19 protein-coding genes are annotated in these 25,035 nt (G+C 40.9%); 3 read left to right on the forward strand and 16 right to left on the reverse strand.

Features of this window, described 5'->3' with window-relative positions:
- Positions 1–15: 15 nt before the first annotated feature.
- The 12 genes from J2X77_RS18590 to J2X77_RS18645 form a co-directional block, all read right to left on the reverse strand.
- Entirely contained in the window at positions 16–2,247 is a 2,232-nt protein-coding gene (locus J2X77_RS18590) for a prolyl oligopeptidase family serine peptidase (RefSeq protein WP_310081958.1), read from the reverse strand.
- Positions 2,234–3,658: an amino acid permease gene (locus J2X77_RS18595; protein ID WP_209575842.1), complete on the reverse strand. Its 1,425-nt coding sequence runs from the start codon at positions 3,656–3,658 to the stop codon at positions 2,234–2,236. Before J2X77_RS18595 ends, J2X77_RS18590 begins: the two co-directional genes overlap by 14 nt.
- Before the next feature lie 6 nt (positions 3,659–3,664).
- Positions 3,665–5,437 (reverse strand): DUF885 family protein, encoded by a 1,773-nt coding sequence (locus tag J2X77_RS18600; protein WP_293888217.1) that lies wholly within the window; start codon positions 5,435–5,437, stop codon positions 3,665–3,667.
- A gap of 31 nt (positions 5,438–5,468) precedes the next feature.
- The gene (locus J2X77_RS18605; protein WP_209575846.1) at positions 5,469–6,731 is read right to left on the reverse strand and encodes an FAD-dependent oxidoreductase; all 1,263 of its coding nucleotides are present in this window, start codon (positions 6,729–6,731) and stop codon (positions 5,469–5,471) included.
- Positions 6,732–6,754: 23 nt separating this feature from the next.
- Positions 6,755–7,753 (reverse strand): 4-hydroxyproline epimerase, encoded by a 999-nt coding sequence (locus tag J2X77_RS18610; RefSeq protein ID WP_310081962.1) that lies wholly within the window; start codon positions 7,751–7,753, stop codon positions 6,755–6,757.
- A 38-nt stretch (positions 7,754–7,791) separates the two neighbouring features.
- Positions 7,792–9,249 carry an aldehyde dehydrogenase (NADP(+)) gene (locus J2X77_RS18615; RefSeq protein ID WP_310081964.1) on the reverse strand — a complete coding sequence of 486 codons (1,458 nt, stop codon included), beginning with the start codon at positions 9,247–9,249 and terminating at the stop codon, positions 7,792–7,794.
- Between the two features lie 168 nt (positions 9,250–9,417).
- Entirely contained in the window at positions 9,418–10,317 is a 900-nt protein-coding gene (locus J2X77_RS18620) for a dihydrodipicolinate synthase family protein (RefSeq protein ID WP_209575852.1), read from the reverse strand.
- Positions 10,318–10,755: 438 nt separating this feature from the next.
- Positions 10,756–13,851 (reverse strand): efflux RND transporter permease subunit, encoded by a 3,096-nt coding sequence (locus J2X77_RS18625; RefSeq protein WP_209575854.1) that lies wholly within the window; start codon positions 13,849–13,851, stop codon positions 10,756–10,758.
- A gap of 1 nt (position 13,852) precedes the next feature.
- Positions 13,853–14,959 (reverse strand): efflux RND transporter periplasmic adaptor subunit, encoded by a 1,107-nt coding sequence (locus tag J2X77_RS18630; RefSeq protein ID WP_310081967.1) that lies wholly within the window; start codon positions 14,957–14,959, stop codon positions 13,853–13,855.
- Positions 14,959–16,230, reverse strand: coding sequence for a TolC family protein (locus tag J2X77_RS18635; RefSeq protein ID WP_310081969.1), 1,272 nt, complete (start codon positions 16,228–16,230; stop codon positions 14,959–14,961). Before J2X77_RS18635 ends, J2X77_RS18630 begins: the two co-directional genes overlap by 1 nt.
- A 90-nt stretch (positions 16,231–16,320) precedes the next feature.
- A complete protein-coding gene (locus J2X77_RS18640) occupies positions 16,321–17,667 on the reverse strand; it encodes a sensor histidine kinase KdpD (RefSeq protein ID WP_209575860.1) in 1,347 nt (448 codons plus the stop codon).
- 2 nt (positions 17,668–17,669) lie between these two features.
- Positions 17,670–18,350, reverse strand: a complete 681-nt coding sequence (locus tag J2X77_RS18645; protein ID WP_209575862.1) for a response regulator transcription factor — start codon at positions 18,348–18,350, stop codon at positions 17,670–17,672.
- A 331-nt stretch (positions 18,351–18,681) separates the two neighbouring features.
- Between J2X77_RS18645 and J2X77_RS18650 the strand changes: the two genes are divergently transcribed.
- Positions 18,682–19,071 carry an AraC family transcriptional regulator gene (locus J2X77_RS18650; RefSeq protein ID WP_209575864.1) on the forward strand — a complete coding sequence of 130 codons (390 nt, stop codon included), beginning with the start codon at positions 18,682–18,684 and terminating at the stop codon, positions 19,069–19,071.
- A 50-nt stretch (positions 19,072–19,121) separates the two neighbouring features.
- The gene (locus J2X77_RS18655; RefSeq protein WP_310081973.1) at positions 19,122–19,877 is read left to right on the forward strand and encodes an SDR family oxidoreductase; all 756 of its coding nucleotides are present in this window, start codon (positions 19,122–19,124) and stop codon (positions 19,875–19,877) included.
- A gap of 97 nt (positions 19,878–19,974) precedes the next feature.
- On the opposite strand, the gene J2X77_RS18660 is transcribed toward J2X77_RS18655, so the two are convergent.
- Complete coding sequence (locus tag J2X77_RS18660; RefSeq protein WP_310081975.1) at positions 19,975–20,505, reverse strand: NAD(P)H-dependent oxidoreductase; 531 nt, start codon at positions 20,503–20,505, stop codon at positions 19,975–19,977.
- Between the two features lie 162 nt (positions 20,506–20,667).
- Here J2X77_RS18660 and J2X77_RS18665 point away from each other — a divergent pair, with 162 nt between their 5' ends.
- Positions 20,668–21,030, forward strand: a complete 363-nt coding sequence (locus J2X77_RS18665; RefSeq protein WP_310081977.1) for a helix-turn-helix domain-containing protein — start codon at positions 20,668–20,670, stop codon at positions 21,028–21,030.
- Between the two features lie 29 nt (positions 21,031–21,059).
- On the opposite strand, the gene J2X77_RS18670 is transcribed toward J2X77_RS18665, so the two are convergent.
- The 3 genes from J2X77_RS18670 to J2X77_RS18680 all read right to left on the reverse strand — a co-directional run bounded on the left by J2X77_RS18670 (position 21,060) and on the right by J2X77_RS18680 (position 24,863).
- Positions 21,060–21,557 carry a DinB family protein gene (locus tag J2X77_RS18670; RefSeq protein ID WP_209575872.1) on the reverse strand — a complete coding sequence of 166 codons (498 nt, stop codon included), beginning with the start codon at positions 21,555–21,557 and terminating at the stop codon, positions 21,060–21,062.
- Between the two features lie 487 nt (positions 21,558–22,044).
- Entirely contained in the window at positions 22,045–23,460 is a 1,416-nt protein-coding gene (locus tag J2X77_RS18675) for a Gfo/Idh/MocA family protein (protein ID WP_209575874.1), read from the reverse strand.
- Between the two features lie 11 nt (positions 23,461–23,471).
- A complete protein-coding gene (locus J2X77_RS18680) occupies positions 23,472–24,863 on the reverse strand; it encodes a DUF1080 domain-containing protein (protein WP_310081979.1) in 1,392 nt (463 codons plus the stop codon).
- Positions 24,864–25,035: the final 172 nt, after the last annotated feature.

Genomic DNA, 25,035 nt, shown 5'->3' on the forward strand with positions numbered 1-25,035 from the left:
GTCGCATCGGAAGAATCAATACTGATTCCAGGCGGGCGGATCTACGCCAAGAAGGTGCTTTACAAAATAGTCTCTTCTTTTTCGTTCACCATAATCTCCTCCAGAAGAATGCCCCATTCCAGGCACCATGATTAAATCATGATTCTTACGCGCTTTGATTAAGGCATCAACTAATTGGAAGGTGGAAGAGGGATCCACATTATCGTCCAGCTCCCCAACAATCAATAAAAGATTTCCTTCCAGCTTAGCTGCATTTTCAATATTGGAGCTTGCCGCATATTCAGGACCCACTGGCCAACCCATCCATTGCTCGTTCCACCATATTTTATCCATTCGGTTATCGTGACAACCGCAGGAAGAAACGCCAACTTTATAAAACTCGGGATGGAATAACAGCGCACCGGTTGAACTTTGTCCACCCGCAGATGTCCCATAGATTCCCACTCGACCGATATCCATATATTTATATTGCTTTGAAGCAGCCTGCATCCAGGCAATTCGATCCGCAAAGCCCGCATCTTTCAGATTTTTCCAACAGACATCATGGAATGCTTTTGAACGGTTTGACGTACCCATCCCGTCGATCTGTACCACAATAAAGCCCAATTCAGCGAGTTCGTACATCCCACTCGGGTTACTGTAGAATGATTTGGGCACAAAAGAACTATGCGGTCCCGCATAAATGTATTCGATGACAGGATAGCTTTTAGCGGGATCAAAATTCGTCGGTCGAATAATAATCCCCCAGATATCTGTTGCGCCATCACGCCCCTTGGCTTTAAAAACCTCCGGTGCACGCCATCCAACAGTTTCTAACAAACTACTGTTTGTTTTCTCCAGTTCCATGATAAGATGGCCATCTTTGTCGCGCAATACTGAAATTGGCGGTTGATCAACCCGGGAATATGTATCGATAAATTGCGAATAATCTTTATCGAAAAAAGCTTGATGATTCGCATTTTCTTCGGTCAGCAGTTTTAAGCCCTTTCCATCCAAACCGATGGTATAATAGTGTATCAAATAAGGATCTTCTCCGGCATTCATACCGCTGCCTTCAAAAATAACTGTTCGTTTATCAGCGTCAACATGCACAACTTTCCGAACAACCCAGTTTCCTTTGGTTATCTGGTTCTTTACTTTTCCGGTAATTCCATCATACAGATACAAGTGGTTCCATCCATCCCGCTCAGAGGCCCATACGATTTCCTTGCCGTCGGATATATCTTCTCTAAATTTCTTGCCGCTATAATCAATAAATGTCTTATTCTGTTCACGGATCAAATAACTGGATGTACCGCTGTTTGCATCCATCTGCATAAGGCCATAAACTTGATGCCCCCGTTTGTTATACTCAAAGGTAAATGCTCTGCTATCATCGCGCCAAGCAAGATCCGAAAGGGAAAATTGATTCGGTATGAGCGCGGCATCAAACACGGATAGCCGGTCTTTTTCAAGATCATATAAGATGGGTAGTTTCTGTGCCAGCTCATCTCCGGGCTTAACGTAATCGCGTGTCTGAATTTTGGGCTGCAGCTGATCTTTAGGGGATGATTCGATTAGCGTCAGTTGTCTGATCTCTATTTTTTGAGTTTTTACTGTAGCGAGCTTACGGCTATCTGGCGCCCATTGAATATCATTGCTATAATAATTTGCCGGATTGCCATCAAACGTAATTTGTCGCGCCTCGTTTACACTTCCCTTTTTTGCCAGGAATACATTGTTATTGCGAATAAATGCGACATGCACTTTGTCTGGAGATTCGACTTCCCTGTAGGCATTTCCCTGTTCACGCTGCCCCCAATACCGCGTATTTCGATCTCTACTTCCACTTGCCGCCCCTTGGCTCAATTGCGACGAACGACGGTTCCAGATCCATAAATAGCCCGCGATATCGAGCGACACTTGATCCTGATCCATCAGTTTTATCTGGTCATTGGAAATAAAACGGCTTTCGACTTTTCGTCCTAGTTTTTCTTCCACGAACGAAAATACCTTCGTCAGATCAAACAGCTGTTCTTTTGTTTTTGCCTGGGGATTGACCAGCATATACTCTTTCCCCTGCACCGTATTTCGATCATACCAAAACAGGTCACCCTTTTCACTCCAATAAAACTGGCCCGGCAGATTGTCAATTTTGTTGGTCAATTGCTTTTTTAAGTTTTGTGCACGTGTATAGTCTGCCAAAGTTCCTTGACCAAACAGAAACTGTGCAGACAACAACAAAACCGCTGTACTAAGAAATTTCATGCTTTCTTCGTTTAGGATTGATTAAATAATAGATAGGAATACCCAATAATGCGATTATAATACCCGGCCAGGTATAATTTGGCTTGAAAATTACCATTAGGCCGATAAATGCGAGTCCCATCAGAATATAAAGTATGGGAAGAAAAGGATAGCCAAATGCTTTATAAGGCCTGTTCAAATCTGGCCGTGTAATGCGGAGACGAATAATGCCCGCAATCGCAAGCACATAAAATATAACGACCACACAGGTAATCATATCCAATAGATCACCATATTTACCACTTAAACACCATATTGATGCAGCAAGACATTGTATCCAGAGAGCCCATGCAGGTACCGCATGCGCATTGAGCTTACCCGCCCTTTTAAAAAACAAACCATCTTTCGCCATCGAATAATACACCCTCGCTCCTGCTAGAATAATTCCATTATTACAGCCAAAGGTGCTAATCATGATCATTATGGCTATAATAGTAATCCCAAAAGGACCAAAAACCTCTTGGGCTACACTCATGGCTACACGATCTTTTGGCGCATTGACCATTTCTTCTAAGGGCAATATGCCGGTGTACATCAGATTAGTCAGGAGATAAATTACGGTAACGAGTAAAGTACCTAATGCTAAACTCAAACCAATATTACGCTGTGGATTCTTAATTTCACCAGCTACTGCGGAAGAGGAGTGCCACGAATCGCTACTGAAAAGGGCACCGACCATAGCCGCAGAAAAAGCCCCCATTGCTGAAAATCCATCATAAGATGTGTACTTTCCATCCGTATTTAAGCGGCGCATCGACCAAAGTGATATATTGTCCCAGTTCCAAGACCAAACTTCATGTTTCAATGCGAGGAAGCCAAAGAGCAGTAAGAGCAACAGACTCCCGATCTTGATTAATGTGATGGAGGTTTGTACACGCTTTCCGCTATTCACGCCCCTTGAATTAATATAGGTCAGCACAACGATGATGGCAATCGCCAATAGCTGCGCTGCTGATACCCGATAATCAGACCATTCAAGCAAATAAACATCTTCATCCATAAAAGGGAAGAGATAGGCTGTAAATTTTGCAAAAGCAACCCCCACAGCGGCTATAGTCGCGGTTTGTATAACTGCAAAAAAGGTCCATCCAAATACAAAGCTCAATACGGGTCCATAGGCCTCCCGAAGATAGATGTACTGCCCTCCTGCCTTTGGAAACATCGCACTTAATTCGCCATAACTCAAGGCTGCAGTCAATGTCATAAAACCGCATATCAACCATACCACCATCATCCAGCCCGCGGAACCTGTGTTACGTGCAATATCGGCAGATACAATAAAAATCCCCGAACCGATCATACTCCCAACGACCAGCATAGTGGCATCCAGTAACCCGAGCGACTTTTGAAAAGTTTGTTTAGACTCACTCATAAAAACCTAGTTATTAAAATGGTAAAACTTCCAGTTTGTCTCGTGATCGGGCTTTAACTTCTCGCCCTTGATAATCGCTCTCAACATTTCCATCGGCAGATAATTTTCTTTGATCACGCGGTCATGGAATGCAGCATATGACATTTTCCCTTGATCTACTACCTCCTCTTTGATGCGCATCAACTGCAAGCCACCTACGAGATAGGCCAACTGATACAGCGGATCATAAGAGCCTTCAAAGGATCTCTTCACTTCACCGTGCGCATTAGCCGACTCAAATCCCACGCGGTTTACCAGATAATCGATGCATTGTTGCGGCGTCCACTCCCCTAAATGAAATTTGATACTAAAGGTTATTCGTGCACAACGGTGCATGCGCCAAAATAACATTCCGATTCGCTCCTCTGGCGTTTTTGCAAACCCCTTGCTATACAGCAGCAACTCCCAGTACAATGTCCATCCCTCCGTCCAGAATGGCGTGTTAAATGCCTCTTCGCGATAAGGTTTGTACCGTCGATTCATAAAATATTGCAGATGATGACCGGGAATTAACTCATGCTGAACTGTGCCGCGGGAAAAATAAGGATTATTGCCGCGCATGCTCATCAATTTTGCCTGCTGATCCATGGTATTTGTCGGATAGGATATGCTAATTTCCCGCCCGCCTGTAAAAAAGGGGTTGACCCGCTGCCGTTCAGGTGTCATCATGATCATACCCCAGGTCTCGTCTGCCAGCTCGGGAATATCCATGAGTTTATTTTGTTCGATAAATTGCTGTGCATCATTATACAATTTCATAATGAGCTCGGGCTGTTCCCCAATGGGTACATAGGAGTTTTTAACCTTTTCCTGTGCTGCCCGCCAGTCATCCCCAAAGCCCATTTCACGGCTTGCTTTCAATAACTCCGCTTCACACCATTTAAACTCTTGATCAGCCAATTTTAAAAGGTCAGTAGCGGTATAACTGATCATTTCAGCTTTGAGCCTTCGGTTTATATCCTTTTCGCCAATTGGCACACCCGCAATCTGGCTACCATCATCAAACACTTTCCGGTCGCTTTTTGCACCTAATTTTTCCTTGTAGTCTGACAACTTGTTTTTCACCTGTTGAAATATAGCGGGTACCCACCACGTAAATTCGGGGTCGTAACCATTGTAAAAATCGAAGGTGCTCGTGATCCTTAAATCCAACGAATTTAATAAGGCGGTTAGAAAGTTCACATCGGCATCAGGAATTTTGGTTTTTCCCTGCAATGCAGCGATTGATTGATCTATTTCTCCCACAACGAGCGTCAGTTCTTTCGCGACATCTTCTCCCGCGAGACGCTTCCCCCTACGACGTTCCTTTTCAAGTGTAAATATTCGCTGTGCAAAAGGTAAATACATGGCTAACCGCTTGTAATTCGACTCATCTTCTTCCAATGAAAGGAGATCACTTTTTAGTTTGCGCTTGAGTAAGATAAAATCTACCTGTCCCGATGTCTCGAGTTCTTCATAGGGAAACTTGTCCAGTTTGTTCAAATATTCATTATCCAAACGTTGGAGACGTGCCAACTGTTCGGGCGAAGCGGCAGCCTGTTGATTGCCCCAGCCTTTGGGCATAGGGCCATAAAAATAATTTATCGCCTCAACATCATGCTTGTATTGCACAATAAAAGGTTCTATAGGGGTTGTATGGTCGTATAATTTCATCTTCTGTGCATGCATGGAGATGGGGAATAGAAAGAGCAGCCCATAAAACAATGTTTTGGGAGCTTTAAAAGAAAAAGAACGATTCATAATTTGGGTGTTGGTTTATATCCTAATTTTATCAGTCAAAACGATCAGGCCTAAAACCAGCGATTTCAGCCTCGATTTTCTGTCCTGCCAATAAATCTGCAACAACTTTCCCATAGGCAGGTCCCAAGCTCAACCCCATCATTCCACCCCCGCCCGCAATTAGGACATTATCAAATTTTTTCAATCTGCCCAGATAGGGCAATCCATCAGGCGAGCATGGTCTGTAACCATACCATATTTTTTCGCTTGGGTAATCTACCTTCAATTCGGGATAATATTTAGGAATAGATTCTACAATTCCGCGGACACGGTTTTCATAAATCCGATCATTTGCAGGCCCCAACTCCATCGTACCACTGAATCTGATCTGGCCATTCATAGGCGTTACAGCAACACGAGCCTCCAGTAATAATGCCGCATGATTCAATGTGTTCTCTTTCTCGGGCTGATACATAAATGAGTATCCTTTTCCAGGCATAAGCGGTGTGTTTATGTGCAACTTTGAGGTCAGCTGCGGCAAATAAGCACCACCGGTCAATACAAAAGCATCTGCTTGAAAACTTCCCCTATCACTGATTGCCTCTTTAATTTTATTTCCGGACGTAACAAACTTATGGACTTCAGTTTTTTCAAAAAAAGCTACGCCAGCGGCTTTCAGGTAGTGAATCAATTGCTGCATTAACTTGGAAGGATATAGTTTTCCATCACATCGATAAAGTATGGCGCCTAATACATCCAGTTTCAGATTGGGTTCCAGTTCTTGAACAGCATTCCCTTCCAGAATATCGACATCCAGTCCGAGATCCTGCGCACGATGGGCCAGCTCAATCTCTTCATGCTGCATTTCCTTTGATTTATACATCATCAGTATACCGTTCTGTTTCAGTTCAAAATCAAAGCCATCTTCCAAAGCCAATTCATTGTACAGCCTGCTGCTATACAAGTTCAGATCGCGAATAGCAGATGCATGTTGGTCTACATGGGCGCGATTGGCATGTTTTAGAAACTTTAGTCCCCAATTGACCAACCGAGGGTTTAGCGAAGGCCGTACATAGAAAGGGCTTTTGCTATTGAACATCCACTTTATCCCTTGTGCTACTATACCTGGGGCTGCCAAGGGAGTAAAGTGACTCGGAACGATCATACCAGCATTACCGTAAGAACAGTTATTATCCAAAGTGTTTTTTTCCAGTATTTTCACTTCCCACCCATCTCTCACAAGGTAATAGGCCGAAGCAAGTCCGGCAATTCCAGCGCCAATTACGACAACTGTACCTCTATTGTTTTCTTTCACGTTGCTATTGTCTTATTAAATTACTAAATCACCTGAAAACCTCCAAAATAAGGATCTTCATCATCTAAAAAAATGGTATTATACCCTGTTATCTGCGCCCAGCCTTCTATGGAGGGTACAATAGCCGGCCGACCATCCACGGTTGTCTCCGCTTCGATTTTACCGGTGAATTGCGAACCTATATAGCTTTCATGTATAAATTCGGTTCCTTTTTTGAGTTTTCCCTTTGCATACCATTGTGCCATACGCGCAGAAGTACCTGTTCCACATGGAGAGCGATCCAGGGCATTATCTCCAACCAATACGGCATTACGTCCGGATGAATTGGAAAGCTTTGGATTGCCGGTCCATTGGATGTGTGTCAACCCATGGATATTGGCATCTTCGGGATGTACGAAGGAATATTTTTCGTTTAGCAACTGGCGGATTATCTTACCATAATGGATCAATTGGCTCGCAGAATAGGAGCTAATATCATCAAAATTAGCCTGCGGATCGATAATACCGTAGAAATTCCCACCGTAGGCCACATCAACGCTAATTGCACCCAGATCCGGGCAATCGACCGTTAGCCCTTCAGCATATAAAAATGATTTTACATTTGTAAGCTTAACACTTTTTACTTTGGGTCCTTCCTGCACATAGTCAATATGTACAAGTCCAGCCGGAGTTTCCAACCTCAATTTTCCGGGAACCTTAGGTTGAACAAGTCCTTCCTCAATGGCAATCGTAACGGTACCTATCGTTCCATGTCCACACATGGGAAGGCAGCCACTCGTCTCAATGTAAAGAACACCAATGTCGTTTTGAGGATCGAATGGTGGATAGAGCATACTTCCGCTCATCATGTCGTGTCCGCGTGGTTCAAACATCAATCCCATACGGATCCAATCGTAGTCACGTATAAAATGTAATCTGCGCTCCATCATGGAATTTCCCGCTAATAACGGGGCTCCCCCGGCGACCAATCGCACGGGACAACCACAGGTATGCGAATCAATACAAAAAAAAGTTTTCTTCATTTCTGATTCCTTGTTGTTAATATGGTCACTTGTTTAAATTATGCTTTAGTCCATTGTTGATTGACCAAACGATCAATTTGTAATGGATTTCCATCCTGCAATTCTTTGGGTAAAAATTCGTTTGGCCAATTTTGAAAGCTCAAAGGTCGCAGGAAACGCTTTACCGCATCGGGTCCTACAGAAGTAAAACGCGCATCTGTGGTTGCCGGAAAAGGGCCACCATGCTGCATGGCATATTGAACTTCTACGCCTGTTGGCATACCCTGAAACAAAAGCCTTCCGCATCTATCCTGTGCCAAGGCAAAAAGATTCTGACATTCGCGAATATCATGCGCCGATGCTGCGAAAGTGATGGTTATCTGCCCTTCGAGCTGCTCCATTACCTGTTTCATTTCGTTGAGATCCGCACAAGATATAATTAGTCCAAAAGGTCCAAAGACCTCTTCCAATAACTTAGGATTAGCTAAAACTTGGTTTGCCTCGGTTTCCACAAGTAGTGGCTGAGCAAAATCTTGCGCTGTATTATCCTGTCCTTCTTCTAATATACGAACACCATCGTATTGAACCATTTCCTCTTTTAAACGGTTGTAGGTATCCAATATGCCTACGTGCAGCATTTTGCCAGTATTGGTAGCTTGAAGTTCTTTCTTCAACTCCGCTTTAAGTCGATCCAGCTGTTCGCTTCCGACACTGACCAAAACACCTGGATTGGTACAAAACTGACCAACACCTAAAAGTAGTGAGGAAATATACTGCTTTGCAAAAGCTTCAAGATTGTTAGCAAGGTAATCAGGTAAAAGAAAGACCGGATTTACGCTTCCCATTTCAGCAAATACCGGAATAGGATCGGGCCTTGACTGTCCGAGATCAAACAAGGCTTTCCCGCCATGAAATGAGCCTGTAAATGCGACCGCCTTCACACAGCTATGGCGCACCAATTGCTGTCCAGCGTCGAAAGAATCCGACACCACATGACTAAAAACACCTTTTGGAGCACCATGCATTGAAATCGCCCGATCGATAGCGTCGGCCATTAGTTGAGAGGTTTTGCGATGAGCAGGGTGAGCCTTTACGATAACCGAACAGCCTGCACCAATGGCACTTGCTGTATCTCCGCCAGCAGTTGAAAAGGCGAAAGGGAAATTACTAGCGCCAAAGACGACAACTGGACCGAGTCCTTTGTTATATTTCCTTAAATCAAATTGGCCATTTGGATCCCGATCTATCCGAGCTTCACTGTATAAACCTGTGCGGACGGCATCGGCATACCGACGCCACTGATTGACGGTTCTCGCCTTTTCCCCTTGCAGTCTTCCCAAAGGAAGTGCTGTTTCCAGATGAGCTGTTTCAATCAATATTTCGCCCAGTCCCTCAATTTCAGCGGCAATAGCATACATTAATTCCGCTCTTTCAGTGACATCAGTTTTCTGAAGAAACTGAAATCCAGCATCTGCCTGTTTTACGACGTAATTAATGTCATTTTGCGTTCTATCCATTCCTTTTGTTTTTATTGTAAGTAGTATCTTCAAAAATCAATAAAAACCTTTCCTATATTTTCATCCCTTGTGGCTTGAATATAAATAAGAAGGTTCTTTCCGCCTATTATTAACAGACCCTAAAAAGGAAATTTTCTGAACCTTCTTTCAGAAAGTTCAGAAACGTCCCTATAGTTGTGGTCTGGTTGCTATTGAATCTGCAATAATTTTTTTCACCCGTTGTTCTTCCTCACCAATCAATGGTAATCGAGGGGCGCGTGTATAGGGTGTTGAAATTCCTTCGGCTGTTGCAGCTAATTTAATATATTGGACCAATTTAGGGTGAATATCCAATTCTAATAAAGGCATAAACCAACGGTATATTTCTACGGCTTTGTTGTACTCACCCGCCTTCACTAAATCGTACATAGCAACCGTTTCTTTAGGAAACGCGTCTACCAATCCAGCCACTAAGCCATCAGCTCCCAACATCAAAGACTCGAGTCCCAACGTATCAACGCCAGCCATAATCTTCAAGCGATCACCAAAACGATTTTTTAAACGCGTAATATTGGTTAAATCGCGTGTCGATTCCTTCACTGCCTGAATATTTGGTTCTAATAATAGTTCCTCAAACATGTCGAGAGATACGTAGGTACTATAGTCAACGGGGTTATTATAGATTAAGATTGGCAGTTTGGTACTTTGTGCTACAGTACGAAAATATGTCACAGCTTCTCTGTCATCAGCTCTATAGCGCATCGGTGGCAATAACATCAAACCATCTGCTCCCAATTCTTCACTGGTCTGAGCAACTTTAATTGCGGCAGCCGTAGTATTTTCTGCAATATTAAGCAACACCGGGACGCGCCCATCGACAAGTTTCAACGCATATGTCAATAAATCATATTTTTCTTCCGTACTTAAAACACTTGCCTCTCCCAACGATCCAGCGATAATTAGACCGTGAACACCTCCATCCAATTGTGCTTCAATGTTTTTACCAAACATACCAAAATCCAAATTTCCATTTTCATCAAATGGAGATAACATTGCAGGGTAAATTCCTTCCCATTTAAATTGTGCCATAGCGTATATTTTATTATTTCTTTATCACAAATCTATCTGAAATAAGATACACAGTCTTCTTATGAATTAATCAACACTGACCTAATATTGACCTTTTCCAGCAAAATCATCCATGACAAACCTGAAGAATGGCTTTTTAACTTTAAATGCAGACTTGGAACTCTTTTCAGTACGCGATGTATTATTTATTTTTTAAGATGAAGTTCGGTTTTAAGAACGTAAATGTAAGTTCAACATTTATAATAATATTTACAAAAAATGGGCTATAAAAAAATACGTTCCAATACATAGGGGGCGCGTCGGCTTTTAAAATGTCATTATCTGACGTTTTGAGTATTCCTTAAATAGCAATTACACCGATAGGGACTACAACCAACAAAGGTTGCACTGTCAAACAGGCAACCTTTGCATCGTATTATAATAATTAAAAATGGTTAACTAAATGTTGCTTTCCTTTCTATATGCATAATAAAAAACTATGGGTAATATTGAAAAGGACAGTATCATACACATAATCAATCCGCCCACAATCATGATAGCTAGCGGCTTTTGAATTTCGGATCCCATTCCATTGGAAAGCGCAGCTGGTAATAATCCCATTGCACCCATTAAAGCGATCATTAAAATGGGCCTTATGCGGCTCTTTACAGCTTCATAGATAGCAGGTTTCAAACTCATCTTATGTAACAGATTTTCTTTCATAACCCCAATTAAAACAATACCGTCAATCGTGGCTACACCAAAAAGAATAATAAATCCAATACCTGCCGAAATTCCAAAAGTTGTTCCGGTGACCCACAAGGAGATAAATCCGCCAATAAATGCAAAGGCGAGGGTCAGCGAAGAAATCAGTGTATCTTTTACATTGCCGAAATTGGCATAAAGTAGTAATAATATTAAAATCAAAGAAATAGGAACGACGTTCATCAACTGTTTGGTTGCCCGTTCTTTGCTTTCAAATTCGCCAGCCCATACCACTTTATAGGATTTAGGCAACTGAATATCCTGATCTATCTGTTTTTTTGCGTCGGCAATAGTGCTTCCCAAATCCCGTCCTTCAATGTTAAAACCAACGCCAATATAACGGGAATTACCTTCTCTATAAATAAAAGCCGGACCGGTATGATAATCTATTGTTGCGATCTCGCGTAGTGGCACTTTCTGATCATTCATCGTCGGTATGATGATATTTCCGATCTTTTCTGGATTATCACGATATGATTTTTGGAAGCGCAGGCGAACATCAAAAATCCGCTCATTTTCGTAGAAATGCGTAACAGATTGCCCACCAATAGTCATTTCGATAACGGACTGTACATCTTTGGTTGAAACACCATATTTAGCCATCTTTGAATCATGCAATTGGATACGCAATTCAGGAAGGCCTATATTTTTAAAAACATTGACATCTGTGATGCCATCCACCTTTTTAAGTGACTCTGCAAATCTATTAGCTTTATTTTCTAAATCTTGTAAGTTTTCACCAAAAATTTTGATCACTAGTGGACTTTTTACTCCTGCTACATACTCCTCGACATTATCTTGGATCGGCTGGCTAAAACCAAAGTTGATTCCAGGAAAGGTCTGTAGGCTGTCCCGCATCTGACCGATCAATTTCTCTTTTGACAATTTACGTTTCCATTCACCCTGAGGTTTCAATTCAATATTGAATTCTATATTAAAAAAACCTGTTGGGTCTGTTCCATCATTGGGACGACCTGTCTGCGTCATAATAAAATCGATCTCATCAAACTGCTTCATCAATTTTGTCTTCATCGTTTTGGTCAACTTAACCGATTCTTCCAGATTGACACTGTTGGGTAGAGTTGCACGAACATAAATTGCCCCCTCATTCAGTTTAGGAAGAAACTCTGAACCATAGTGACTAAATCGAACAAAACAAACTAACAACACACAGACAAAAATAGAGAACGTCCATTTTGGATGATCAAAAGCCTTCTTAAAACCTTTAAAAATGGCATTCCGACTAACTTTAGTGATCTTATTTTCATCCTCTTTGATATTTTTTTTCAGCAAGTATTTACACATGGCGGGCACATAGGTCAAACTCAGGATCAATGAACCCAGCAAAGCATAACCGAGTGTAAAAGCCAATGGTGAGAACATCTTTCCTTCCACCTTTTGAAAAGAGAAGATCGGAGTCAACGCGACGATTAAAATCAACAGGGCAAAAAAGATATATCCGGCTACTGAACCTGCACTTTTTTTGATAATTCCTAACTTGGATATCTTATTAAAACGGGCTGTCCCAAGCCGATGTGCCTCTTTTTCCAAAGAGACAAAAACAGTTTCTACAATGACCAGCGTACCTTCGAGTAACAGTCCAAAGTCTAGCGCTCCCATAGAGATCAAATTGGCCGGCAATCCTTGAATCTTCAATAAGATGATTGCGAATAGGAAAGCTAATGGAATAACAGATGCGACAATAAAGGTTGTCTTCCAGTTGTTTAAAAAGATAAAGACGATAATCGAAACGAGCAGAACTCCCTCTATCAGATTTTTAGAGACTGTATGCACTGTATTGTTCACCAATTTCGTACGATCTATGACGGGTTCAATCTTGACATTTTCGGGTAAAATACGTTCATTCAGTTCAGCTATTTTTTCTTTTAACTTTGTCACGACTGCAGATGGATTTTCTCCCCTAAGCATAATGACAATTCCCTGGACAAGATCATCTTCTTGATTGAGACCTACCTGCCCGAGCCGAGGCTTGGCACCTAATTCTACTTCGGCGACATGCTTGACGAGTATCGGTGTATTGCCCACCACTTTGATCAATATATTGCCTATATCATCGATTTTATCCAACAACCCGACACCTCGTACCACATAGGCCTGATTACCCTTTTGGATAACATCTCCGCCCACGTTGATATTCGAACGCGAAACGGCCTCATATACATCCAACGGCGAAAGGTTATAATTGGCCAATTCTGTTGGATTGATTTTTATTTCGTAAATCTTTTCCTCGCCCCCAAAACTAACGACGTCTGCCACCCCAGGCACACCAACGAGTTCCCGTTCAATCACCCAATCCTGAATGGCAGAAACCTCTTTAATCGGAAGATTACTCTTCACCACATAGCGAAAAATTTCTCCTGTTGCGCCAGACGGTGGTTCAATGGAACTTTCAGCGCCTTCTGGTAATTCAATAGAGCGCATTTTATTACCTGCATATTGCTGTGCGTAAAAGTCTGCTACACCATCTTCAAATTGAATCGTTACAACAGATAAACCAAATAATGATATCGAGCGAACATCCGTTTTCTTTGGAATCGTATTCATTTCTTTGGTGACTGGCAGTGTGACGAACTTTTCTATTTCCTCAGCACTGCGTCCCGGCCATTGCGTGATAATCCTAACCCTTGTATTGGTAACATCGGGAAAGGCTTCAATCGGTGTATGCAAATAGGCATATATACCGCCGAATAACAATGCCATCGTAAAAAAAAGGACGACCAAGGAGTGTTTCAATGAGAATGAAACAATATTTTGTACAACTTTCTTCATCCTATTTATTTATCAATTCATCAAATACAATCAGCTCATTTTCAGTCATCACCTGATCCCCCTCAGCCATTCCTGTTTTGACGAAAGCATAGGTTTCATTCTCAGCAACAATGTCTACTGGCTTTACAGCTAAATCACAATCATTCTTATAGAGAACTACAAAATTCTGATTGTTGTGAAGAATAATTGCATCTTTGGGTATTGCCAACATGTGCTCTTCCTGTCCAGACACGGCTTTTTCTACCAACACATCTACACTCATGCCGGGCTTTAATCTCAAGTCTTTGTTTAACAATTTTATACGCGCTTTAACAACACGTTCATCAGGATCAAAAAAATTCGCTACTTGATCAATATAACCTTCAAAAGATTCTCCTTTATAAGCTAATGTTGTGATCTTGACGGGAGCACCATTTTTTACAAAAGGCAGGTTATTTGCATAAATATTGACCGAAACCCATACTTCATTCAGTTTACTAACCGACAGTAACTCCGTATCATCGCCAACTGTCATACCAGGGCTCACCTTTTTATCTACAATATAACCAGTTTTAGGTGCACGGATGTAAAACATACCGTTTTCTAATGATCCATTGAGCAGATTCATATTGGCCTTTACATTGCGAATTCCGATCTGTATGGCTTTCAGTTCACTGTCCATCTCTTCCAGCTCGCGTTGAGAAGCCATACCATCTTTCAGCAAGCTGTGCAGACTTTCCAATTTACGCTCCGTCAAGCGCTTACTATTTTCGAGCTCACGTAGCTCCTTTCCCAAATCATTGACTGATGTGCCTTTAAGCGACACAAGAATCTGTCCTTTCTCCACGTAGTCCCCCATTTTGAACGAGACAGACTGCACGATACCGGGTATCGGACTCTTCAGCGCTGCAAGTTCATCCTGATCATATTGGATCACACCATTCAAAGCAATCTGTTCAGATACCGCCCTCTTCTTTATAGCATCAATTTTGATTTGGTTTTTGAAATCAGCACTAAGGCAGAAACCTTTGGTTGACAGGTTAGCCTGCTCTTCGTTTTTCGTCGATTGACATCCCCAAATTACACAGATGGACATCAAGGTCAATGGCATTAATAAGTTTCTTTTCATTAGACAATATCCTTTCCGATTAAATACATCAATTCTTCTCTATACTGTAGGTATTTGACCCTACGTTCCAATATCGATTCCTTATTTTCCATATAATTATTAATAAAGTCTATAAATTCAACAATGGTCAATCTCCGCTCTTGAAAATTTCGGACATAGCGCTCCAGCGCTACATCAAGATTATGATCAAAGCCTGTATTCATCGTTTTCAAACTCACTTCGAGATTGGTCAAGCGCGCCGAAAGGAAATCAATTTCGCGTTCGATGTCGATACGAAATTGCTCGATCTCCACTTTATTTTTCTCAAGTTCCAGTTTAGCGATTTTGATATTGCCCTGATTTCGATTAAATAAAGGAAGATCCATGGCCACCCCCAGCCCTACGAAATCACGCATAATATTTCCACCGCGGTCATAATTGATTGATACCTTCAAGTCCGGTATACGTTCTGCCTTTTCGATTTTCAGCTGAGCATCACTTTTTTTCAATTCGTTTCGGACGATTTTATAGTCGCTGCGATTGTCGAGGGCCATCATTTTCCACTCCTGTTTTCTTCCCTGCAGAAAATGTGGCATGTCGATCGTATCTGATATCGTGAGTGCGGCTCCCTCGTTCCCGAGATAGCGCGCAACCGCATTCATTTTTTCAATTTTCTCCTGTTGGATTTCATTTAATTTGTTCCCAAACGCGATAGATTCGCTTTGAATCCTGAGGTAGTCCATCTCACTTACATTGCCTTCTCTCCATTGATTTTGATAGGATTGAGCCAATGTCTGAAAGATATTGACCTGATTACCGTATAACTTTTCTTTCTCCTGCAAGATCTGTAATTCGAGACACTGACTCCGAAGATCATATTTCAGGTTCCGCAGCAATTCTTGGAATTGAAGCTGCGCATTCTCTTTTTCCAGCAGTTGCAGTTGAACCCTTTTCTTTCGTTTACCAGCCATTTCGATAGTCTGTTCCAATTCGACCGACACCTGCTGGTATTTACCGTAATTGCCGATCAGCGCTGGAAGCGATTCGCTGGAGGAGTTTTTCCAAAGATTGACCTCAGAGATTGAGATCGTTGGATTGGGCCACAACTTTTGCTGAAGCACAGCTGCCTCGGCTTGTTGCATATGAAAACGTTGAGCCATTAAGTTCAGGTTATGGGCCAGGAAAATTTGTTCTATCTCTGATTTTTGTAAACGGTTTTCGCCGGCTTCCTGTGAAAATAGCTTACTATTCAGGCCAAGTAGTAGCAATAATGTAATCTGTAGTTTTCTCACCTAATTTTGAATTTCTACAAAACTAACTGGCGAGGATTACAGGTAACTTTAGGGTAAATTAAAGTTTGATTAGAAGAGATTAGAAAACGGTTAGAATTTAGGGAATAGTAGCGATACCGTTGTACCCAAATCGGTTGAATGGATTTCAAAGTCAACCCCTTGATCCTTAAATACAATTTGGGCAAAAGAAAGACCTATACCACTGCCCTTGACGTTGCCTACATTCGAGCCACGATAAAAAGTCTGCTTCACAGACTCCAGTTCGGCTGCTGGAATGCCAATGCCCTGGTCTATAATCTGCAAAGACAATCTACCATTTGAATTTGTCATTCGGACAAGTACTTCTTGCCTATTTGCATATTTAAGTGCATTTTCTATTAAATTAGAGATAGAAAGTGTGACAAGCATCTTATTTCCCCAAAAATTAAAATATTGCGGTTCATCGACCTGTATATCAATCTTCAGAGGAGCAGTAAACGATCGAGAAAGCTTAGGTACAAGATCCCAAACCACCTCATCGATCCTAAAAAGTTCTTGGGAACGTTTCACGGCCTGATCATCTGTGAGTAAAAGAAAATTACCAATTAGCTGATTCAGAAAGTTCACATGGTCGGTAATAGTTTCAGCTAATTCACGATATTCTTCTTCGCTTCTCACTTTTGTGCCGAAAACCTCCATTGACCCTAGTATACCTGCCAGAGGCGTTCGAAATTCGTGTGAAACATAACTTACAAAGTTCTTTCTAATAATCATGTTTTCACTAATCCGCCGCAGAAGAGCATTATAACTTTCAATAAGATCTTGCAGTTCATCCTTGGTATTTATACTTGTCAAGGGCTCTTGGATGGTACTTAAATCCTTGTGCTGAATTTCCTGGATTACTTTACGAATGGGCAGATAGGCATACTTACTTAGCCAAACTGACAACAAGGCAATACTGATCAATGCTAGAAGAAATACAAGGACAAGTGTCATGAGCAAACGATTCAATTGATGATCAAAGTCAGCACTTGATTCTTTTACAAACACAAAGAAATCGCCTTGATTATCGGGATAATACAAACCAAAATAAAAGCTATCTTCTGTTTTTAAATAGATTGTTTTGTCTGTTTTCAGCTGGCGTAATAAATCCTTATTAATTAGACTATCGAAACGCATACCGCCGTAACTTACTTTTCCTGCGGCATTGTAAACTGCTACCATAGCACGTTTGACCAAACTTTCATATTGATTTTTAGATTCCAAATGCTTTAATGGACTCTGTTCATCCGCTTCAAGGTAATAAATACCGGCAATCTTTGCATTTTTTTCCAACGAGCTTATTAGATGTCGTTCAGATGAATTGTAAAACATCCAGTAAATGACTACTGTTGCAAGTGCGAAAATGATGGTGAATACCAACGTTGAAAAGAGTGTAAGCCGAATCTTTAAATTCATAATCAGTCCGTTGTAAGCATGTACCCCACACCTTTCACTGTTTTGATAATGGAAGCCACATGACCAGTGTCGACCTTACCTCTTAGATAAGAAACATACACATCTACTACATTGGTATTATTATCAAAATCAATGCCCCAAACAGCTTGTAATATTGCTGTTCGCGAAAGAGTTTTATTGCGATTTTCGATCAGATACTTCAATAGCTTAAATTCTTTAGGAGATAGATCGACATTTTTACCATTCTTGATGACTTCGTAGCGTTCAAGATCGACCTTTAAATCGCGAATCTCTATATTACTATCATTTTGTACATTTTTATAATTGTCCCTGCGTACTAGCGCTTTAATACGGCTTACCAATTCCTTAAAAGAAAAAGGCTTGACAAGATAATCGTCAGCACCACTTTCTAAGGCCTCGACTTTATCTTCAATCTCTCCTAAAGCACTTAAAATCAATATCGGAATATGATTTTTTCGATACCTGATTGTCTTTGTAAACTGTATGCCATCTATACCAGGCAACATAATATCAAGTACAATAATATCCAATGAATCTACATTGATCCATTCACGTGCCGCTTCCGCAGATTCAACGAGGATGACCTGGTTTCCCATTTCTTCTAAGCCTTTAACGACGAAGCTGCTAATGCGACGATCATCTTCTACTAAAAGTATCTGCATAGTATACGCTGTTTATTTTTATGTGGGATTATAAAAATCATGAATTCCTCTTAGAATCTTACAAGTATACAAATTTACAATTTAATCGTCCGATAATCCATAGCGACGTTCACAGTGTAAATTCTCCAATATAATTTTTATTGAGACAGCACAATACACCATACTGTCAACAGCAATGTGCCTACATAACGCTGTGCATATTCTGCAACATGAAACAACAAGCCGATTAATGTAGTAGACACAGCTGATCAACATTAATCAATTCTGGAATAAAATATTGCGTGTAGCCTAAATTGGTTATATTTAACCTAAACATTCGAAAAGGATTAAGATGAATACAGTATCGCCTCCCAATAAGAAAAGAAGTGAAGAAATTACGATTCAATATTTTGAGTTCCTGGATCGTCATCTCGCAGAATTGATCAGCGGAGTCAGCATAGAAATGCTGGAGCTTCAGGACATCGCAAACATACTTTGTGTCTCACAAAAACATCTTATCAAGATAATACAGGAAACGTCGGGAAATCACCCCTGTCATTTTTATGTACATAAAATATTGACCTGTACCAAGAGCCTGCTCACCAATAGCGAGTTGACCATTTCGGAGATCGCTCAAAGGCTGACCTACGACCCATCCAACTTCACCAAATTTTTTAAAAAATATGAGGGGATGTCTCCTTCACAATTTCGTCAATTGCAAAAAGCGAAAAGTTCACCATAACAGAGCCCTAAACATTTATGAAATTTGCTATAATCAAAATTTAAATTATTATGGCAAGAAATGATGTAAAAGGAAAAGTTGTCCTTATTGCTGGTGGTGCAAAAAATCTGGGTGGATTATTAAGCCGGGATTTTGCGGCTAAAGGGGCAAAACTGGTGATCCATTATAACAGTGAAAACACCAAAAAAGATGCCGAGAAAACATTAGCGGCCGTAGAAGCCACTGGTGCAGAAGCAATTTTAGTGCAAGCGGACCTGACAAAAATTGAGCATATCAGGGAACTTTTTGATGCAGCCATAGACCGATTCGGAGGCGTGGATATCGCCATTAACACCGTTGGGAAAGTATTAAAAAAGCCAATTGTGGAAACAACAGTAGAAGAATACGATAGCATGAGCGATATCAATTCGAAAGTTGCCTATTTCTTTATTCAGGAAGCCGGCAAAAAACTAAATAAAGATGGCAAGATCTGCACCATTGTTACCTCGCTATTGGCAGCTTATACAGGGTTCTACTCGACCTATGAGGGACTGAAAGCCCCTGTAGAGCATTTTACGCGAGCGGCATCAAAAGAATTTGGTGAACGAGGTATTTCGGTTACAGCTGTGGCCCCGGGGCCAATGGATACGCCATTTTTCTACGGACAGGAAAGTGCGGATGCCGTAGCTTACCACAAATCTGCATCAGCATTGGGCGGACTAACGGATATAAAAGACATTGCGCCTTTGGTTGAGTTCCTAGTCACCGATGGCTGGTGGATAACGGGGCAAACAATATTTGCCAATGGTGGTTATACAACTCGGTAAAACAACAAAGAGAAAGCATCCTTTTCAGGATGCTTTCTACATTAACATATTTTTGAAGAATCGCCAATAATGATAATTTTGCCTTCATATTTATTGACTACAACTGCTGCAGAAAACTGAGATACTGCGAAACACTTTGTGCTATCCATTCTTTGGATGACTCTTTTTCTATTCCGTAAAAGACGAAAGGCTTTTGATAATTCGCTTTAACATAGTCAAAAGTAATTTCAAAAGGACTTGTTAATTGCTCCATGCTATATTTATACTTACCCGTAACCCCATACTCCTGCTCGTCTATCCCAGCCGAAATCGCTAATGCAATTTTCTTTCCTTCCAGTTTATACCCACTTTTTTTACCGTAAGCCCACCCGTAGGTAAGCACATCATCCAACCACTGCTTAAAAAAAGGCGGGCAGTTAAACCAATAAAAGGGGAATTGAAATACAATTTTATCATATTTCTCCATCAGCTGCTGTTCTGCTACGACATCAATTTTACCATCCGAATAGACTTGGTGCAAGTGATGGATATCATAACGATCGAATTGGCTTTCCAATGCCTCAACCCAACTTTTATTCACGAGGGAGGTGGCAAAATTAGGGTGAATAACAACTATTAATGTTTTCATATTTTTATTTATGTATAAATGTATATATGCACAAGTCACCAAGTCTAGTCAATTCATTGCGGCAATTTTAATAAACTACATGACTGTGATTTAAAAGTAGCGACATAATTCTTATTTTGTCCTATCAGTAACCCAATGTTAGGTACTATAAAAAATGTGCGTATGACTAAAATCAAGACGAGTTCCACCAACTTTTCAAATAAAAAGCAACTTGAGCATAATTGCCCCGAAGTCTTTGCCGCTAATGTCATTGGCGGTCAATGGGCTCTAGCCATTTGTTGTTATCTCATCAATGGCGCGCTACGTTATTCTGAAATCAAAAGATGTTTACCGGGTATCACTGAACGTATGCTCACCCTACAATTGCGAAAGCTGGAAGAGGATAACATTATAAAACGTACTGTATATGCAGAGGTACCGGCACGCGTACTCTATGAGCTGACTACGCTGGGTTATGAACTCAAACCAATTATTCAAGAACTTGGGAAATGGGGAGAAAAGTTACAACAAGTTCAAAAATCATAGTCTCTAGCGGACAAAAATATAGTTTGTTTTTAATTGATACATCGTGCTGTTACCAGTAATTGGCCAACATGGCGCTGTGCATGCTCAGCAGCGTGGAACAACAAACCAATCAAGGTCGTAGGGATCCGTTTTCTACCCAACAAACGTACTTCCGTCAAAGTTTCCGGATCAATTAACGCTAGTTTTTGCACGGATTGCTGAATCTGTTGGTGTAAGTTTTCTACAAGCGCGGTTACGCTCAGATCACTATTTTCTATACCCTCCTTATAGAGGTCGTCAAATTGCTCATCCGACAAGGGTTTATTTTCGGCATAAGTAAACATGCGATCGATCACCCCACGAATATGTTGCAGATGAAAACCTATACTGGCATTGCCCCCCGGTTTTGTCCAGAGATACGCTGAGGACAGCTGCTTAGTATACTTTAAAACATCCTCATCAACTTGCAAGAGCGCATGAGCAACAGGTTGGAGAAGAGCGGGAATCCCTTCAATAGGTCCACGCATCCATACTTCTAAATTTTCCATGCTTCTAAAATAGCTAACTATTTACAACTGATGCTTTTTAAATTCCACGAATTAAAGTCCCCGAAGCCAAAGCGTGCAAAAAGAATGCAGAGAGCAGTCCGTTTTCATAAAAAAACACAGTACTCTTATAAAAATAGGTACTTCCTATAGCTTTTTTGAAGAAGATTAAATTATTTTTTAAAATAAATTTGCATAGTGTAGAAAATACACTTACATTTGTATCATCATAATTTAGGTTTATAATTGGTTATTTAAGGTTTTCATTCTCCCCGTTTGAAAACCTTTTTTTTTGCTGAAGTAAAGTATCGGTTCATCAAAATAGACCTAATTTTTCTCTCTACATGCAGATTTCCCATTTATTACTATCTTCCACTCATTAATATGTATTGATGACAGGCGAATCATAAGGATAAGAACAGCGCTTTTATCAACGTAAAAGGGCAACGTTTTACATTGCCCTTCATTTCTATGTTTAGTCTTCGATTCTTTACATCTTATAATACTGTTCCCAGCCTCTAGCCGGTGGAGGTCCGGCTAGAAGTGCATTGGCAAATTTATCATTGACAATTTCTTTTGTCTGAGTATTCAGTACCAATTTACTGTTTAATCGCTGGGCAATGACACCTAAACAAAACACTTGGCTCAAAGGACCTGCAATTTCAAAAGCCGACCGCGTCTTCTCTTCACCTTTACACCCCTTTAAGAAATTAGCAAAGTGGTTGGATGGTGATATTGGCACTTCCGGTAAACGAGCCGCCATTTCTTTCCCCTTCGCTTCTGGAATAATCTGCAGCGTACTGGCGTGGGAGCCACCTTTAAATATCAAATCCTTGCTATAGATAATTTTTCCGGGATTTAATTTAGCGGGCTCTAATTTTCCTGTACTTGGTGGAGGAATATTAGGATCCAGTCCAGATACCCCATAGCCTTCGGGTATAGGTGGCAAATTATCCAAGCCGTCATACCAATTAATATCTACTGCAGGCATTTTTTTCCTTTTTGGAAAATGAAATTTTAAGGTGGAAGACATCGGAAAAAAATACGAATTATACCCCTCTAGCTTTACCGCTGAGACTTCGGTTGGGAGTCCCAAATCTAAAAATTCATGTGCTGTATCCAATATATGAGCCCCCCAATCGCCCAAAGCACCCATTCCGAAATCGTACCAACAACGCCATTGTCCATTGACAAAATCTTTATTATAATTGTGACCAATAGTCTGCATCTGCCAAAGATCCCAGTCTAGCGTTTCGGGTATCATCTCCGCGGCAGGAAAGCCCTTGATATTCACGTCCCAGCCATGCCATCTGCGCGGCATATTCATGTGCGCATCTATGCGTGTAACATCTTTAATAATACCCGCATCTTTCCAAGCTTTAAACTGAAAATAATTTGCTTCAGAATGCCCTTGGTTTCCCATTTGGGTAGCAAGTTTCGGATTTTTCCGAGCTTTTTCTGTCATAAGTTCAACCTCAAGAAATGTTCTTGCCATTGGTTTTTCCACGTAAACATGTTTGCCCAAATCCAATGCAAGCATCGTTATTGCAAAATGAGAGAAATCAGGGGTTCCTATGCTCACAGCATCGATCTGATTTCCCATTTTGTCAAACATCACCCTAAAATCCTTAAATTGAGGTGCGTCGGGAAACATACCCAATATCTCCTGTGTATGTTTAGCGCCAAGATCCACATCACATAAGGCTACGATATTACAGAGTCCAGTCTTATAGAGTTCTTTAATGATTTCCGCTGCCCTATTGCCTAATCCTACGCAGGCTAGATTAACACGTTCATTGGGTTTGGCCAGATTGACCTTTCCTAAGACACTGTTGGACAACATAACAGCTCCTGCAGCAATAACGGACTGTTTAACAAAGCTTCTGCGCGATAAATAATGATTCATAAAGAGTAGTCTTAATTGGGTGTATTGATTTTTATACTGCGAAAGGAGACCCGATCACCATGGTCCTGCAAAAGAATAAAGCCTTCCTTAGCTTCGCCAAAGTTCTCCCAGTCTTTATACTTGCTGATTTGAACCAAATCTTTAAACGCTTTGGAGCCCCGTTCATAAGACAGCATTTTAATGCCATTCAAATAATGTTCAACTTTATTATCTGCTGTAACAACAACTCTACCCCTATTCCATTCACCGATCGGTCTGCGTGCACGCTCATCACGGTTGGATGTGATGAGGTCATATAGGGATGCCAACGTACGGTTTCCGTCCCTACCCAACTTTGCATCAGGGTGCAAAGCATCATCAAGCACTTGGTATTCTAAACCAATAGCCGATCCTTTTGATTTTTCTTTCAAGGTGACAAAATATTTAACACCACTATTTGCACCTGGACTAAGCTTAAATTCAAATGAAAGATCAAACACAGCATATTTATCTTTTGTGACAATATCTCCACCATTAGTTGATTCTCCACCGTCAGATTTTAGTACAGTCATTTGTCCGTCCTTGACTTCCCACCCCCGTTCTGGAAATTTATCGCTATGTATGCTTCGCCAACCTTTATTGGTTTTACCGTCAAATAAGAGTTTAACACCCTTTTTCTTTTCAGCATCGGCCACTTCATTGGGCTTGAGATTGACGATATATACATCTTTAGGAAAACCTTTTGGTTTAAGATCAGTTGTCTTTATTTTTACATTCTTAAAATAAACTTTCTTTCCATCCAACTGCGCCGGAATACTATGCACCTGTAGTCCGATAAATCCTGTTCTATCAATAGTATCAACAACGTAAGACACTGGAATATCATTGACCCAAGTACGCAACTCATCGCCGATGGCCTCAATTCGGATATGATTAAATTCTTCTGCTTTATATGCTCTTTTGGCATTTTCATTTAAATCCAAAGGATAAATCCATCCACGACGTGCTTCATCATATATTCCACCCGTCCACGCGCGCTCGGATGGATCAATCTCTACTTGTCTTCCATATACACGCCCTCGTCCATCATTGGCTTTTGGATCGAGATGGCTCCTAGTTTGGATACCTGAATTAGTTTCATTTCCTTCGAGTTTAATATCCAGCTCCAATATGAAATCACCGTATTCCTTTTCAGTAATTAAAAAAGAATTGGGGGTGCCTTTTGTCATTCGGCCGACAATAGCATCTCCCTCAATAGAATAGGGGGCTTTTCCTCCAACAGTCTTCCATCCATTTAGCGTCTTTCCATCAAAAAGGTTTGTCCAACCTTTTTCATTACTCTTATCTGTCTGGGCATGGGTCAATACAACATTGCTGACCATAGCTGCCATTAAAACAGATTTAAATAGTGTATTTCTTCTCATTTTATAATTTAATCTAGAGTCTATAGACCCGGTTTATTTATTCATCATTGGTTTGTAAATCATAACAAGTTTAAGCCACATACATCCTAATTTAGGTATGGGCTATTCATTTCATTTGAATTGAATTGGCAAAACAATATATTAATTAATATAAGCGAAATGAATCAAATGA

Source organism: Sphingobacterium sp. 2149, from assembly GCF_031455655.1.
Taxonomy (GTDB): domain Bacteria; phylum Bacteroidota; class Bacteroidia; order Sphingobacteriales; family Sphingobacteriaceae; genus Sphingobacterium.

Coding starts and splice junctions, on each gene's coding strand:
- J2X77_RS18610 (WP_310081962.1), bottom strand. CDS start 7,753: ATGAAGAAAACTTTTTTTTGTATTGATTCGCATACCTGTGGTTGTCCC.
- J2X77_RS18595 (WP_209575842.1), bottom strand. CDS start 3,658: ATGAGTGAGTCTAAACAAACTTTTCAAAAGTCGCTCGGGTTACTGGAT.
- J2X77_RS18650 (WP_209575864.1), top strand. CDS start 18,682: ATGAATACAGTATCGCCTCCCAATAAGAAAAGAAGTGAAGAAATTACG.
- J2X77_RS18670 (WP_209575872.1), bottom strand. CDS start 21,557: ATGGAAAATTTAGAAGTATGGATGCGTGGACCTATTGAAGGGATTCCC.
- J2X77_RS18655 (WP_310081973.1), top strand. CDS start 19,122: ATGGCAAGAAATGATGTAAAAGGAAAAGTTGTCCTTATTGCTGGTGGT.
- J2X77_RS18615 (WP_310081964.1), bottom strand. CDS start 9,249: ATGGATAGAACGCAAAATGACATTAATTACGTCGTAAAACAGGCAGAT.
- J2X77_RS18645 (WP_209575862.1), bottom strand. CDS start 18,350: ATGCAGATACTTTTAGTAGAAGATGATCGTCGCATTAGCAGCTTCGTC.
- J2X77_RS18680 (WP_310081979.1), bottom strand. CDS start 24,863: ATGAGAAGAAATACACTATTTAAATCTGTTTTAATGGCAGCTATGGTC.
- J2X77_RS18665 (WP_310081977.1), top strand. CDS start 20,668: ATGACTAAAATCAAGACGAGTTCCACCAACTTTTCAAATAAAAAGCAA.
- J2X77_RS18675 (WP_209575874.1), bottom strand. CDS start 23,460: ATGAATCATTATTTATCGCGCAGAAGCTTTGTTAAACAGTCCGTTATT.
- J2X77_RS18625 (WP_209575854.1), bottom strand. CDS start 13,851: ATGAAGAAAGTTGTACAAAATATTGTTTCATTCTCATTGAAACACTCC.
- J2X77_RS18640 (WP_209575860.1), bottom strand. CDS start 17,667: ATGAATTTAAAGATTCGGCTTACACTCTTTTCAACGTTGGTATTCACC.
- J2X77_RS18660 (WP_310081975.1), bottom strand. CDS start 20,505: ATGAAAACATTAATAGTTGTTATTCACCCTAATTTTGCCACCTCCCTC.
- J2X77_RS18600 (WP_293888217.1), bottom strand. CDS start 5,437: ATGAATCGTTCTTTTTCTTTTAAAGCTCCCAAAACATTGTTTTATGGG.
- J2X77_RS18630 (WP_310081967.1), bottom strand. CDS start 14,959: ATGAAAAGAAACTTATTAATGCCATTGACCTTGATGTCCATCTGTGTA.
- J2X77_RS18590 (WP_310081958.1), bottom strand. CDS start 2,247: ATGAAATTTCTTAGTACAGCGGTTTTGTTGTTGTCTGCACAGTTTCTG.
- J2X77_RS18620 (WP_209575852.1), bottom strand. CDS start 10,317: ATGGCACAATTTAAATGGGAAGGAATTTACCCTGCAATGTTATCTCCA.